Annotated in this window: 12 protein-coding genes; 5 read left to right on the plus strand and 7 right to left on the minus strand. The window is 71.6% G+C overall.

What is annotated here, in order from left to right; all coding sequences use genetic code 11:
* Nucleotides 1-113: 113 nt before the first annotated feature.
* The 5 genes from L107_RS00040 to L107_RS00060 are packed head-to-tail and all read right to left on the minus strand — an operon-like array spanning nucleotide 114 to nucleotide 6392.
* Nucleotides 114-935, minus strand: a complete 822-nt coding sequence (locus L107_RS00040; protein WP_159815873.1) for an inositol monophosphatase family protein — start codon at nucleotides 933-935, stop codon at nucleotides 114-116.
* On the minus strand, nucleotides 932-2326 hold the full coding sequence (locus L107_RS00045; protein ID WP_159815874.1) for a BCD family MFS transporter: 1395 nt from the start codon (nucleotides 2324-2326) through the stop codon (nucleotides 932-934). Before L107_RS00045 ends, L107_RS00040 begins: the two co-directional genes overlap by 4 nt.
* A 6-nt stretch (nucleotides 2327-2332) precedes the next feature.
* Entirely contained in the window at nucleotides 2333-4009 is a 1677-nt protein-coding gene (locus tag L107_RS00050; RefSeq protein WP_159815875.1) for a TolC family protein, read from the minus strand.
* A gap of 59 nt (nucleotides 4010-4068) precedes the next feature.
* Nucleotides 4069-5463, minus strand: a complete 1395-nt coding sequence (locus tag L107_RS00055) for a TIGR03279 family radical SAM protein (RefSeq protein WP_159815876.1) — start codon at nucleotides 5461-5463, stop codon at nucleotides 4069-4071.
* 56 nt (nucleotides 5464-5519) lie between these two features.
* Nucleotides 5520-6392, minus strand: a complete 873-nt coding sequence (locus L107_RS00060) for an undecaprenyl-diphosphate phosphatase (RefSeq protein WP_159815877.1) — start codon at nucleotides 6390-6392, stop codon at nucleotides 5520-5522.
* Nucleotides 6393-6463: 71 nt separating this feature from the next.
* Between L107_RS00060 and L107_RS00065 the strand changes: the two genes are divergently transcribed.
* The 3 genes from L107_RS00065 (at nucleotide 6464) to nadB (ending at nucleotide 9518) form a co-directional block, all read left to right on the plus strand.
* The gene (locus L107_RS00065; RefSeq protein ID WP_159815878.1) at nucleotides 6464-7210 is read left to right on the plus strand and encodes a DUF3120 domain-containing protein; all 747 of its coding nucleotides are present in this window, start codon (nucleotides 6464-6466) and stop codon (nucleotides 7208-7210) included.
* 131 nt (nucleotides 7211-7341) lie between these two features.
* Nucleotides 7342-7719 carry a photosystem II complex extrinsic protein PsbU gene (psbU, locus tag L107_RS00070; protein WP_159815879.1) on the plus strand — a complete coding sequence of 126 codons (378 nt, stop codon included), beginning with the start codon at nucleotides 7342-7344 and terminating at the stop codon, nucleotides 7717-7719.
* A 155-nt stretch (nucleotides 7720-7874) separates the two neighbouring features.
* The gene (gene nadB, locus L107_RS00075; RefSeq protein ID WP_159815880.1) at nucleotides 7875-9518 is read left to right on the plus strand and encodes an L-aspartate oxidase; all 1644 of its coding nucleotides are present in this window, start codon (nucleotides 7875-7877) and stop codon (nucleotides 9516-9518) included.
* A gap of 10 nt (nucleotides 9519-9528) precedes the next feature.
* Here nadB and L107_RS00080 read toward each other — a convergent pair whose 3' ends face one another.
* Nucleotides 9529-10455 (minus strand): vitamin K epoxide reductase family protein, encoded by a 927-nt coding sequence (locus L107_RS00080; protein ID WP_159815881.1) that lies wholly within the window; start codon nucleotides 10453-10455, stop codon nucleotides 9529-9531.
* Nucleotides 10456-10580: 125 nt separating this feature from the next.
* Here L107_RS00080 and rimO point away from each other — a divergent pair, with 125 nt between their 5' ends.
* A complete protein-coding gene (gene rimO, locus L107_RS00085) occupies nucleotides 10581-11975 on the plus strand; it encodes a 30S ribosomal protein S12 methylthiotransferase RimO (RefSeq protein ID WP_159815882.1) in 1395 nt (464 codons plus the stop codon).
* Nucleotides 11972-13201, plus strand: coding sequence for an MFS transporter (locus tag L107_RS00090; protein WP_159815883.1), 1230 nt, complete (start codon nucleotides 11972-11974; stop codon nucleotides 13199-13201). The genes rimO and L107_RS00090 overlap by 4 nt, the downstream gene beginning before the upstream one ends.
* Here the strand turns inward: L107_RS00090 and L107_RS00095 are convergent.
* A complete protein-coding gene (locus L107_RS00095) occupies nucleotides 13188-13304 on the minus strand; it encodes a cytochrome b6-f complex subunit 6 (protein WP_201295751.1) in 117 nt (38 codons plus the stop codon). The two genes, L107_RS00090 and L107_RS00095, sit on opposite strands and share 14 nt — an antisense overlap.
* Between the last annotated feature and the right edge of the window lie 137 nt (nucleotides 13305-13441).

Here is a 13441-nt window from a genome sequence, read left to right on the forward strand (position 1 = left end):
GGCGCGTCGCCTCCCGGCGACTCAGAAAACTTACAACACCGTCGGCTCGCGCCTCTCGATCCCGTAAGCCTGCTCCCCGCTCGAGCTCTCGCTCTCTGGGGCGCAGTCCAAAATCATAGCACGTGCTTCGTGGCCCCCTGGCTCTCCAGGGCCTCCGCCCACGGCATGAACCGTTCCAGCGTCTCCTGCCGGTTGGCCACCAGCACCGGGAAGTCCGTCAGGGCCAGGTCCTGGCCCGGCTGCAGCCCCTGGGGGCTCGCCCCCAGCCAGCGCAGGGGACAGCCCAGCTCCTCGAGCACCAGCCAGGCGGCCGCCAGGTCCCAGATCTTCGGGGTGGCCTCCAGGGCGGCCATGGTCTGGCCCATGGCCACCGACACCAGATTGAGGCTGGCGACGCCCAGCAGCCGGATCTTGCCGGGAAACGGGCGGTGGGGCAGCTTCTGGAGCACCCGGATCGAGCGGCTGCAGAGCGACGCGCAACCGGCGTTGTGGAGCTGCAGGGCGGGCGGCGGAATGGGCTTGCCATTGCGCCAGGCCCCTTGCCCCCGGATGGCGACGATCCGCTGACGCAGCGGCGGCACATCGAGAATGGCCAGCACCGGCACGCCGGCCTCGAAGCGGGCCATGGAAATCGCCCAGTAGGGGATGCCGGCGGCGAAGTTGGTGGTGCCATCGAGGGGATCCACCACCCAGTAGGCCGGCGTGGCGGGCACCTGCTGGCGGCCCTCCTCACTCAGGACCCCCTCGCCGGGGAACAGCTCGGCCAGTCCCTCCACAAGGGTGGCGTCGCTCCAGCGGTCACAGGCCGTGATGAAGGACCCATCCGCCTTCAGATCCGGCTGGCTGTGGCCGAAATCAGCCCGCTGGCGCTCGGCGACCCGGTCGAGCAGGGACTCCAGGCGGGAATCGAGGGGGTGCGGGGTGGGGTCCTTCATCCCATTTCCATCTCCAGAACCTGGCTGAGGCTGCGGGAGGTGTCCTCCCGGAACTGGCGCACGTTGACATACCCGAGCAGCAGCAGGGCCGCCAGGGCCACCAGCAGCTCGACGCCCAGCACCAGGGCGAAGGGTCCGTAGGGCCCATCCCCCAGCGGCAGGGACCGGCCGACGTCGTACAGGCCGCCGCCGAGGAGCTTGCCGATCGCCCGCGAGAGGGCCTGGGCCAGGCCCCAGACGCCGACGAAGGTGCCGGCGGCCTGGGGCAGGGTGAGATCGAGCATCAGGCAGAGGGCGCTGTTGGTGCCGATGCCGGCCGCCAGCCCGAACAGCACCATCACGGCCTGCAGGAAGGGGATCCGGGCCGACAGGCCCGCCAGCAGCAGCAGCAGCAGGGACAGGGCGATCAGCTGGCAGCCGAGGCGGGCGGTGGCCATCTTCCCGAGCCGGGGTACCACCCAGAGTCCCGCAACCAGCAGGCCCACCAGGGTGCCGACCCCCCAGAAGGCGTTGAGCTGGGCGGTGGCGGCGATCGGCATGGCGAACACCTGGGCGCCGTAGCTCTCGAGCACCGGGTCCTGCAGGAACAGGGCCAGGGTGAACAGGATCAGGAAGGAGAAGAAGATCAGCACCTGGCGGCTGGAGGTGATCAGGGTCCAGGACTGGCGCAGGCCGATGGCATCCTCCCGCGGCACCACCGTCCCGTCGCTGCGTTCCCGCAGGGGGGACTCCATGCCCCAGGTGGCGACCACCGTGAGCAGCATCACCACACCAGCCACGGACGCCATGAAGCGGGAGAGGGTCGCCTCGAGCACCACCGGATCGCTCACCCCGTCCAGGGAGCGCAGGCTGACGCCGATGGCCACGGCGCCGATGACGATGCCGACCGTGAGCATGCACCAGATGATGCTCACCGCCCGGGGCCGCTCCTGTTCGCTGGTGCGGTCGATCACCAGGGCCAGGTAGGGGGTGGTGGCCAGGGAGACCGCCAGGCCGTAAAGGGCGAACAGGCCGCAGAGGGCGGCGATCCCGAGGGCGAGGCCGGGCTGGCTGCCGTCCTGCAGCAGGCGCCCCACCTGGAAGATCAGCGGCACCGACAGCACGGCCAACAGACAGAAGGCCGCCGTGCCGAGCAGTACGTAGGGGACCCGGTGGCGGGAGGCCAGGGGGTGGGCATCGGAGATCTGGCCGAACAGCACCCGGGAGGGGGCCACGAACTGCTCGAAGGCCAGGGCCCCGCCCACCAGCAGTCCGGGGAAGCCCAGCTCACTGAGCATGATCCGGTTGAGCAGACCGGAAAAGATCACGGCCAGGCAGCCCAGGCAACCCTGGAAAAGACCCAGGCGCACGGTGGCGGGAAGGGTCAGGCCGGGGCGGAGGGGGGATGACAACGGGCGTCAGGACCCCGGCGGCATCGCCTCGGATCCGGTGGGGCTGCCGGCCCGGCAGGCCGGGATCAGGGGCTGGGGCTCCACGGGGATCTCGGCGGTGCCGGCCGCCCTCGGGCTGGTGGCCGGCAGGGCCTGGCGCTGGCAGAGGCCGACCTGGTCGAGGCCGGTGAAGCGCCGCAGCCGGGCCAGGGCCTTGTTGTAGTCGGAGATGGCCGTCGACCAGCGCACCTCGGCCTGGGTGAGGTCGCGCTGGGTGTCGACCACTTCCCGCTGGGTGGTGACGCCGGCCTGGAAGCGCAGGCGGGCCAGCCGCAGGGATTCCCGGGTGGAGATCACCTCGCGGGAGGTGGTGGTGATGTTGCGGTTGTTCTTCTCGAGTTCGTAGAAGTTCGTTTCCACCTGCTGGCGGATCGCATCCCGCTGCTGGGCGAACTGGAAGGAGTTCTCCTGGGCCACCTGCTTCTGGCGGCGGTAGTTGGCCCGGGCGGCACCGCCATCGAAGAGGGTCCAGCTGAGGTTGAGGCCCACCGTGTTCTCCACCGACCAGCCCTCGTTGCCGAAGTTGACCCCCGGGGTGCTGCGGTTGGCGAACTGCACGCCCCTGGTGCGACCGCCGGTGAGGCTGTAGGCGATGTTCAGGAAGGGCTGGGCCGCGCCCAGGGCCGCATTGGCCTCGCTGTTGGCGATCGAGATGTTGAGCAGGACGTTGTCGAGCTCCTCGCGGAAGGCGTAGGCGGCGATGATGCTCTCCTGCAGCGACGGCAGCCAGGAGCCCACCACCCGCGAGGGCTCCTTGGAGGTGGGGGTGACGTCCTGGGGCAGGTCGAGCAGGGCGGCCAGGGCACGGCGGGCGATGGCCTGGTCGGACAGACCCTGGGTGAGCACCTGCTGGTCGCGGGCCAGCTGGGTTTCGGCCTCCAGCACCTCCAGCTTGGTGGCCACACCTGCCTGGAACCGGGCCTTGGCGTCCCGCAGGCTCACCAGGGAGGAGCGCACCGACTCCTGGCCGATGCGGACCGTTTCGTCAGAGACCTGGAGATCGAAGAAGGCTTCGGCCGCCTCCAGGCGCCGCGCCCGCAGGCCGATCAGGTACTGGTTCTTGGCCTGCTCGAAGCGGTCGCGGGCGGCGGCGATCTGCGGCGTGCGGGTGGGGTTGATCAGGGCCCAGCTGGCCTGGAGCACCGCCGACATCCGCCAGATGCTGGTGATCGTGTTGCCGGGCTGCTGGCCGGTGCCGGTGAAGGCGCTGCTGAACTGCTGGCCGCCGGTGTAGGTGGGCAGGCTGTTGGCGTTGAGCTGGATCGTGGGGTACCAGAGGGCGATCTGGGCCCGCAGGGCCGACTGGGCCTGCTCCACCTGGCTGGCGATCGCCTTGAGCTCGGGGTTGTTGACCTCGACCAGGGTTTCCACATCGGCCAGGCCCAGGGGACGCAGCTCGCGGATGCGCACCTGGGACGGCTTGACCGGCAGGGCCAGCGGGTTGGGGGCCACCAGATCCTGCAGACCCGGAGGCAGTTCCTTGGCGGCCGGCGCCAGCACGGTGGGGTTGGACTTGGGCCTGGGACCCTTGACCTCGGGGGCCAGCGGCAGGGCCGGGGGGGCCGGAAGGCTCGGGGCGGCGGGGGCTGGCGCGGACTCGGCCCGCAGCGGCGGCGCCTGGAGGCCGAACGACGGGAGCACCACCAGTGCCGCAAGCAGGAGTGGTTGGCGCCTCACGTTGGACCGTTCGCTTCAGCCAGAGCTTAAGCATCTCCCCGTGGGGTGCCGAGGCAGGCGGCCACCAGATCGTCCGCACCCCCCAGCAAGCGAACCGGCACAGGCAGCTGGCGGCGCAGGTCGGCGAGGGTGCTGTCGTCGAGAAACACCTCTTCCCCCTCCCGCAGCATCACCCGCGGCAGCAGCAGTTCCTGGCCCAGGTCCCGGCCGCGGAGGCCCTCGATCAGGTCGGCACCGGTGAGCAGCCCCGTGACCACCTGCTCCTGGCCCCAGTAGGGGCTGGGCAGGCCATGGAGGATCAGCTCCAGCCCCTCGACGCGGTTGAGGCGCTCCACCACCGGCTGCAGGGCCTCGGCGACGAGGCGACCGACCACCCAGCTGCAGCGGCGCGGGGTGGCGATCCGGGCGGGCAGGTGCCGGGTGGCCCCCTCCAGATCCTCCAGGAAGGCGCGGATGCTGCCGACCCCGTTCTCCTGCTGGGGCAGATCCTCGTAGCTGGCCCGCGGCGGCAGGGGCCGGCCGGCGATCAGGAACCACTCATCGGAGAGCCAGGCGAAGCGGCTGCCGGTGCTGGCCTGGAAGGCGGGCTGCAGGCGCTCGACCCGGGCGATCACCTCGCGGGCCACCTCCCGATCGACCGGCCGGAGGGCATCGCCGGCCGGGCGGAAGCGCGTCAGACCCACCGGCACCACGGCGGTGGAGAGCACGGCGGGCCAGGGTCCGGTGGCGAACCGGGCCAGGTCGGTGAGGGTGCGCTCCAGGGCCTCGCCGTCGTTCAGCCCCGGACACACCACCACCTGGGCGTGGATCTGGAGCCGACGCTCGGCGAACCAGGCCAGCTGCTCCAGCAGCAGGGCGGCCCGGGGGTTGACCAGCAGACGGCTGCGCAGTTCCGGATCGGTGGCATGGACCGACACGAACAGGGGCGAGAGGCGCTGCTCCTCGATCCGGCTCCAGTCGGCGGCCGTGAGGTTGGTGAGGGTGAGGTAGGAGCCGTAGAGGAAGCTGAGCCGGTAGTCGTCGTCCTTGAGGTACAGGCTGTCCCGGCGCCCCGGCGGCTGCTGGTCGATGAAGCAGAAGGGGCACTGGTTGTTGCACTGGCGCAGGCCGTCGAACAGGGCCTCGCTGAAGCCCAGCCCCAGCCCCTCGTCCAGGTCCTTCTCCAGCTCCACCACGTGCAGGGTGCCGTCCGGGTCCTCCACTTCGAGCACCAGCTCCTCCTCCCCCTGCAGCACCTGGACGTCGATCAGGTCCCGCGGGCGGATGCCGTTGATGCTGCGCAGGCGATCACCGGGCTGGAAGCCCAGCTCCTCGGCGATCGAACCCGGCTCCACCGTGGCCACCACGGCAGGCCGGGGCTGGGTGACGGGCCCGGCAAGGACGGTGGGCCCGGCGAGGGCAGAGGAGGGCTCCTTCCACACGGGAGGTGACGGCGGGGCGAGGGGGACGTTGGCTCCAGTGTGACGGCCCCGCCCCTTCAGGGGGTGGCCCCCTCCAGCCCCCGGAAGCCCAGCAGGATCACCAGGCCGAACAGCAGCCGGTAGGCCACGAAGATCCAGGTGCTGTTCTGCTGCAGGAAGCGCAGCAGCCAGGCGATCGCCAGCCAGGAGACCACCGCCGCCGCGGCGATGCCCACCAGCATCGGAATCACGCCACCGGTCTCGACCGAGCCGAAGGCCGCCCTGAGCTCCACCAGCCCGGCCAGGGTGATGGCGGGGATGCCCAGCAGGAAGGAGAAGCGCGCCGCGTCGGCGCGCTGCCAGCCATCGAACAGCGATGCCGTCAGGGTGCTGCCCGAGCGGGAGACGCCGGGAATCAGGGCCAGGGCCTGGGCCAGCCCCACCAGCAGGCCGTCGCGGGGGCTGACGGCCTCCAGCAGGCGGCGGCGGCGACCCACCAGCTCGGCCACCGCCAGCAGCAGGGCCATCACGATCGAGACGATGGCGATCGACGTCAGGCTGCGCAGCGGGGAGGTCTCGTAGCCGGGCAGCAGCACCTTGATGGCCAGGCCCGCCAGCAGGATCGGCACGGTGCCCAGCACGATCGCCACCCCCAGGCGGGCCGGCGGGTCGTTCCACTGGCCATGGCGGAAGGCCCGGGCCACCCCGGCGCTCACCTCGGCCAGATCCCGGCGGAAGTAGCCGAGCACGGCGGCGATGCTGCCGAGCTGGATCACGGCCGTGAAGGCCACCCCGGGATCGCCCCAGCCCAGCAGGACCGGCACCACCTTGAGGTGGGCCGTGCTGCTGATCGGCAGGAACTCCGTCAGCCCCTGCACGACCCCAAGGACGAAGGCGTGCCAGCAGGCCTCGGCCAGGGGCAGGGCGGCGGCCGTGGCGACCAGCGGCATGGGGGAAGCCGATACTGCGGCTGACCCTATGGCCGGACGGGTCACGGGAGCACCCCTCCACCCCCTTAAGGTTGCACAACTTTCTTCACAACCAGGTGCTCGGGGTTCCGCCCACCCTTACCTCCCGTTCCGAGGTCCTGCCGGGCCTGCGGCTCGGTGCCGTCCCGGCCGGCTGGGTCCTGCCCCTGGCCGCCGCCCTGCTGGTCACCGTGCCCGTGTTCCTGCAGGCCCCCTGGGTGCGCGCCGCACCGACGGCCGCGACCCTGTTCACCCTGCCGCTGATGGGCCTCGCCCTGCTGCTGGAGCGCCGGGGCCAGGGGCTGTGGCAGCCGCTGGGGGTGGTCCTGGTGGGCTTCAGCGGCAGCTGGCTGGGGGGCTGCCTGTTCTGGGGCTGGTTCCGGCTCCACCCGGTGATGCATCTGCCGCTCGAGGCCTTCGCCCTGCCCCTGGCGGTGGCGGGCCTCGGTGGCCGCTGGCGACTGGCGGGGGCCTTCTACCTGGGCTCCCTACTCGGCACCGCCAGCACCGATGGGGTGATGGCGGCCGCCGGCCTCATGGACCTCTGGCCCCGGGTGCTGCAAGCGCCCCTGAGCAACGCCCCCGTTCTGCTCCAGGGTGCCGCCCTGCAGGTGCTGCAACCCTGGCCCCTGGCCCTCGTCGGCCTGGCGGCGGCCCTGCTGGTGCTTCTCTGCCGTCGCCTCTGGTCACTGGGAGGGCCCTGGCGGGTGGCGGCCGCGGCCGTGGGCACCACCCTCGCCGTCGATGCCCTCTTTCTCGGGGCGGCCCTGCTGGCCCCCCAGCTCAGCGGGCTGATCTGAAGAACTGCAAAAGCGGGGCCGCCGGCGCCGGGAGACCTGGGGGCTTTCTGTAACGTTGCACGGGTGGTCTGCGGATCACCGCCCTGGCCCTGCCAGGGTCCCCTGGTTCTATCCCCCTAAGGAGTGTCGTGATGAAGCGGCTGCTTGCCTGGTTGATGAGTGGTGTGGTCCTGGCCGGTCTGCTCGTGACCCTGCTTCTGCCCGGTGCCGCCTTCGCCGCGGAGCGCCGCAACGAGATCGACGACAAGCTCGCCGAGAGCGTCGGCAAGGTGGATCTCAACAACGCTTCGGTGCGACGGTTCCAGCAGTACCCCGGCATGTACCCCACCCTGGCCGGCAAGATCGTCCTGGGCGGCCCCTACGACAGCGTCGACGACGTGCTGCAGCTCGATCTGACCGACCGCCAGCGGGAGCTGTTCAACAAGTACAAGGACAACTTCACCGTCACCCCCCCGGCGATCGCCCTCAATGAAGGTTTCGATCGCATCAACGACGGCGTCTATCGCTGAGGGTCCGGCGGTCCTTCCCCTGACCCCTCCCAGCCGCCGTTCCCACGGCGGTTTTTTTGTGGCCGCCGGCCCGCCGCCGTCGGTCCCATAGGCTCGGCTGCAGAAGGCACGGTGCGAAGGGGTGAACCAGCCGCTTGGATGAGCCGGATGCGCCCATGGCACCCCACTGGGACGTGGTGGTGGTCGGCAGTGGCGCCGCCGGCCTGATGACCTGCCTGGAGCTGCCCCCCCAGCTGCGGGTGCTGCTGCTGAGCAAATCCAGCTCCCCCCCCTCCGCCAGCCGCTGGGCCCAGGGCGGCATCGCTGCGGTGACCGGAGCCGACGACAGCTTCGCCAGCCACATCGCCGACACCCTCAAGGCCGGCGCCGGTCTCTGCGATCCGGCCGCCGTCGAGGTGCTGGTGCGGGAGGCGCCGGCCTGCGTCGAGCGCCTCGTGCAGCTGGGCATGGACTTCGATCGCACCCCCCAGGGCCTGAGCACCACCCTGGAGGCGGCCCACAGCCACCGCCGCGTGCTGCACGCCCAGGACCGCACCGGCGGCGCCCTGGTGGATGCCCTGGAGCGGGAGGTGCGGCGCCGGCCCGGCCTGGAGCAGCGCAAGGGCATCCCCGCCCTGCAGCTGTGGGTGGAGAACGGCCAGTGCCTCGGCCTGCAGGTGCTCGAAGGCCAGCGGCTGCGCTGGCTGCGGGCCGGTGCGGTGGTGCTGGCCAGCGGCGGCGGCGGCCATCTGTTCGCCCACACCACCAACCCGGCCCAGGCCAGCGGCGACGGCGTCGCCATGGCCTGGAGCGCCGGTGCCCTGGTGCGGGACCTGGAGTTCGTGCAGTTCCACCCCACGGCGCTGATGCTGCCGGACGCCCCCCACTTCCTGATCAGCGAGGCGGTGCGCGGCGAGGGAGCCCGGTTGTTCGACGACGCCGGCCGCTCCCCTGTGGCCCGGCTGGAGGGGGGCGATCTGGCGCCGCGGGACCAGGTGAGCCGCGCCCTGGCCCGCTGCATGGCCGAGCAGGGGGTCACCCACCTGTGGCTCGACCTGCGGCCGGTGGGACGGGAACGGCTGGAACGCCAGTTCCCCACCATCCTGCGCCGCTGCCGGGAGCTTGGGCTGGCCCCTGGCGAGGCCCCGATTCCGGTGGCCCCGGCCGCCCACTACTGGATGGGCGGCATCGGCACCGACCTGGAGGCCGCCACCAGCCTGAGGGGTCTCTACGCCGTGGGGGAGGTGGCCAGCACCGGGGTGCACGGGGCCAACCGGCTGGCCAGCAACTCGCTGATGGAATGCCTCGTCTTCGCCCGCCGGCTGCGCCATCTCCAGCCCCAGCCCCTTCCCCCTGAGCCCCTTGACGCCCCCCGCGACGCCCCGGCCCTGAGCGAGGCCGAAGCGCGCTCAGGGCCCGATGAGGCCAGCCTGATCGGGGCGATCGCCGACCTGCGCCATCTCTGCTGGCAGGTGGCCGGCGTGGAGCGCCGCGGTGTCGATCTCATCACCGCCCTGCGGCGGGTGCGCAGCGAGCGCTCGGGCCATGAACGCTCCCCCCTGCTGCGGCGGGTCCACGGCCTGCCCCACGACCAGGAACTGGCGCTGACGCCGGAGCAGGGCCGCCGCCTGCTGCTGCTGCAGGACCTGCTCCAGCGGCTGGTGCTGGCGGAGCTGCTGATGGAGGCGGCCGCCTTCCGGGTGGAGAGCAGGGGCGGCCATCACCGCACCGATGCCCCGGCGTCCCAGCCGTTCTGGCGGCGCCACACGGTGCAGCAGCGGGGACGCCTCCCCTTCACCACCCCGGTGGGGCACGGGTGAAGGGACAGGCTCAGTTGGCGATCGAGCCCTTGTAGCCGCTCAGGGCGGCGAGCTGGGCGAGGGTCTTCTGGCCGGAATCCAGCTGGCCCTTGATCTCCCAGGTGGGGAAGCCCTGGATGTTCTTGCTGGCGCAGAGGGCGGCCTGGCTGTTGCGCCCGTCGGGGGCGCATTCAACGATCTTGAGCCTGGCGGTGGCCTCCTTGCCGAAGAGCTGCTTCTGGTCGTGGCAGTGGGGGCACCAGTAGGCCGAATACATGACCGCACCGGTGGCGGTGAGGTGGTCGGCGAGGGCGATCGTGGCAGGCGTGCTGGCGGAGGTGACCGGGATCGGCATCCCCGGACCCGTGGCCGACTCGGGCCGGTTGAGGGAGGTGGCCCAGCCGAGGCCGATCAGGCCGACGGCCAGCACCGTGAGCACGCCGCGGAAGAGCAGGGCGCCGGTGTCCTCCCATTCGCCGCCGATCAGGCTGAGCACGAACAGCGTCAGGCTGATGGCGGCCGACATCAGGCAGAAGGTGCAGAAGGCCTTGATCTGGAAGGCCATCACCCCCACCAGCACCAGGCTGAAGATCGCCATGCCGGCGCTGAGCAGGAACAGGCCCCACCAGCTCTGCCCGTTGATGGTGGTGCGGGCCTCGCCCTTGAGCAGCAGCGGCAGCACCGCCATCGCCAGCACGGCGCCGTAGGCCAGTAAGCCGAACAGGGACAGGGGCTGGCCGAAGACGGTCCCCCAGGGGCTGTTGAGGACCTTGTCGCAGCCGTCGGCGCCACCGGGGCAGCTGAGATCGCCGATCACGCCCCAGCGGTTGAGGGTGATCGAGGCGGTGTCGATCACGCCGATGGTGGCCAGGACGGCCATCACCACCCGCGCCCAGCGGCGACCCGGCTCGGGGCGGCGGCGACTCGTGAGGCGACTGGCGAGGCGAGTGGAAGTCACGGGGACCGACGGATCACGGTGCGATTCTCGCAGCCGCGGGGACTTGCATAGGGTGGACATCGGCGTTTGCCCCCCGGCCCGGCCCCAGCAGGCCGCAGGCCGTCCCCCCTTCCTCCCGCAGCACCATGCCCCCCCAGCCCGGCCGAGAACGGCCCACCGTGGCCTTCACCCATCTGGGTTGCGAGAAGAACCGGGTGGACACCGAGCACATGCTCGGCCTGCTGGCCGAGGCGGGCTACGGGGTCAGCGCCGATGAGAGCGACGCCAACGTGGTGGTGGTCAACACGTGCAGCTTCATCCAGGACGCCCGCGCCGAATCGGTGCGGACCCTGGTGGAGCTGGCGGAACAAGGCAAGGAACTGATCATCGCCGGCTGCCTGGCCCAGCACTTCCAGCAGGAGCTTCTGGATTCCCTCCCCGAGGCCAGGGCCATCGTCGGCACCGGCGACTACCAGCACATCGTCGAGGTGCTGGAGCGGGTGGAGGCCGGGGAGCGGGTCAACCGTGTGAGTGCGGTCCCCACCTTCGTGGGCGACGAGCACCTGCCCCGCTACCGCACCACCTCCGAGGCGGTGGCCTACCTGAAGGTGGCCGAAGGCTGCGACTACCGCTGCGCCTTCTGCATCATCCCGAAACTGCGGGGCGACCAGCGCTCCCGCCCGATCGAATCGATCGTGGCGGAGGCCCGCCAGCTGGCCGAGCAGGGGGTGAAGGAGCTGATCCTGATCAGCCAGATCACCACCAACTACGGGCTGGACCTCTACGGCAGGCCCCGGCTCGACGACCTGCTGCGGGCCCTGGGGGAGGTGGAGATCCCCTGGATCCGGGTCCACTACGCCTACCCCACCGGCCTCACCGAACCCGTCCTGGCGGCCTACCGGGACGTCCCCAACGTGCTGCCCTACCTGGATCTCCCCCTGCAGCACAGCCACCCGGAGGTGCTGCGGGCCATGAACCGCCCCTGGCAGACCGGGGTCAACGGCGCCCTGCTGCAGCGCATCCGCGACCTGCTGCCCGACGCCGTGCTGCGCACCACCTTCATCGTGGGCTTCCCCGGCGAGACCGAGGAGCACTTCGAGCATCTGCTGGCCTTCGTGGCCGAGCAGCGCTTCGACCACGTTGGGGTGTTCACCTTCTCCCCCGAGGACGGCACCGCCGCCGCCGACCTGCCGGATCCCGTGCCCGCCGAGGTCGCCAGCGAGCGGCGGGACCGGCTGATGGCCCTGCAGCAGCCGATCGCGGCCGAACGCAATGGCGCCTGGGTGGGCCGGATCGTGGACGTGCTGATCGAGCAGGACAACCCCACCAGCGGCGCGATGCTCGGTCGCTGCGCCCGCTTCGCCCCCGATGTGGACGGGGAGGTGCATGTGAGCCCGGGCGAGGGCGGCCTGTGCGCCGCTCCCGGCACGATGGTGCCGGTGCGGATCACGGCCGCCGACACCTATGACCTGCGCGGCGAGGTGGTGGGGGCCGGCGCCATGGTGAGCGAGGCCCTGGCGGCGACGCGGAGCCGGGCTTGAGTCCCGGCGGTGGAGACGGCTGGCTGCAGCGGCACCAGCGCCCCCTGTTCCTGCTCGCCTCCGGCCTGAGCACCACCGGTTCCTTCGCCGGGCTGACGGCCAAGGGGTGGATCCTGATGGCCGGCACCGGCAATCCGCTGCTGCTCGCCTTGCACTTCGCCGCCCTGGCCCTGCCGAGCCTGGTGGTCAGCGGCCGGGCGGGGGTGCTCACCGATCGGCTGGGCTGCGAGCGGGTGCTGATCCGCTCCCAGTGGGGCCTGTTCGCGGGGGCGGCCCTGGGGGCCCTGGCCATTCCCCTGCTCCAGGGGGTGGCCCAGGTGGTGCTGCTGCTGCTGAGCACCCTGGTGGTGGGCGTCGCCAGTTCCTTCGAGCTGACGGCCCGCAGCAAATACTGCTCGCTGCTGGTGGAACGGCCCGAGCAGGTGGCCCCGTACCTGGCCAGCTTCTCGGTGGTGTTCAACGTCGGCAAGCTGGTGGGGCCTCCCCTGGGGGGCTGGCTGGTGGCGCTCTCCGGCCCCGCCATGGCCCTGGCGATCGACGCGGCCTCCTACCTGCTGCCGATCGCCACCGTGCTCTGGCTGCTGCGGCCCCATCGGGAACTGGAGCAGCGCAGCGCCGGAGGCGCCGGCGCCAGCCTCGGGGCCGCCTGGCGGGGCTGCGGGCCGACCCTGCGCCACGTGCTGCGCTTCACCACCGTGGCCTGCCTGGTGGGCTTCTTCCATCCGGGCCTGGCGCCCCTGATCGCCGCCGAGGTGATCGGGCCGTCCCCACAGGCCCTTGGCCTGTTCACCAGCGTGCTCGCGGCCGGCAGCATCGTCGGCGGGGTGGTGCTGCAACGCAACAGTCGCGCCCTGAGTGAACGGCCGGCGCTGCTGCTGGGGGGCTGCGCCGTGGCGGTGGCCCTGGCCCAGCTGGGGATGGCCGCCGTTTCGGGCGGGCCGGCCGCCGTGGCGATGGCGTTGCTGCTGGGCGCCGGCACCGCAGGCCTGCTGGCCGGGTCGAGCCTGATCCTGCAGGTGGGGGCGCCGATGGAACTTCGCGGCCGCATGGCCGGTCTGGGGCAGATCGCCTTTCTCGGCGGCGGGGGCGTGAGCGGGCTGATGGCCGCCGCCCTGGCGATGACCGTGGGGCTGACGACCACCTTCGCCCTGCTCGGCGGCGTGGGGCTGGTGGTGGGGATGCTGGAGCTGGGGCGGAAAGGAGCGCTGCGGCTCAGATCAGCCTGACGCCCTTGAGCACCACGGTGGCCAGGAAGGCGGCGGTCAGCCCGCCACCGACGAGCGCCAGATAAATCACCACGCCCACGGACGCTGCTGCGAGGAACGCCATCATTACAGCAGAGGATCCGCCCCCTTCCGGCCCCAGGCCAGGGGAGAAGGGGGTAAAACCATGGGACATCTACCGAAACCGCCTAGGGTTGCGGCGCAGCGGAACCAGCCCGAGCCCCTGCCGCAGCCGCGCAAACG

Origin of the sequence: Cyanobium sp. Copco_Reservoir_LC18 (assembly GCF_009834675.1) — a bacterium.
In the GTDB taxonomy this organism is placed as follows: domain Bacteria; phylum Cyanobacteriota; class Cyanobacteriia; order PCC-6307; family Cyanobiaceae; genus Cyanobium; species Cyanobium minutissimum.

Bases quoted from the DNA above. Each gene is read 5' to 3' on its own strand.
- L107_RS00060 (WP_159815877.1), bottom strand. From the start codon at position 6,392: ATGCCGCTGGTCGCCACGGCCGCCGCCCTGCCCCTGGCCGAGGCCTGC.
- psbU (WP_159815879.1), top strand. From the start codon at position 7,342: ATGAAGCGGCTGCTTGCCTGGTTGATGAGTGGTGTGGTCCTGGCCGGT.
- nadB (WP_159815880.1), top strand. From the start codon at position 7,875: ATGGCACCCCACTGGGACGTGGTGGTGGTCGGCAGTGGCGCCGCCGGC.
- L107_RS00040 (WP_159815873.1), bottom strand. From the start codon at position 935: ATGAAGGACCCCACCCCGCACCCCCTCGATTCCCGCCTGGAGTCCCTG.
- L107_RS00095 (WP_201295751.1), bottom strand. From the start codon at position 13,304: ATGGCGTTCCTCGCAGCAGCGTCCGTGGGCGTGGTGATTTATCTGGCG.
- rimO (WP_159815882.1), top strand. From the start codon at position 10,581: ATGCCCCCCCAGCCCGGCCGAGAACGGCCCACCGTGGCCTTCACCCAT.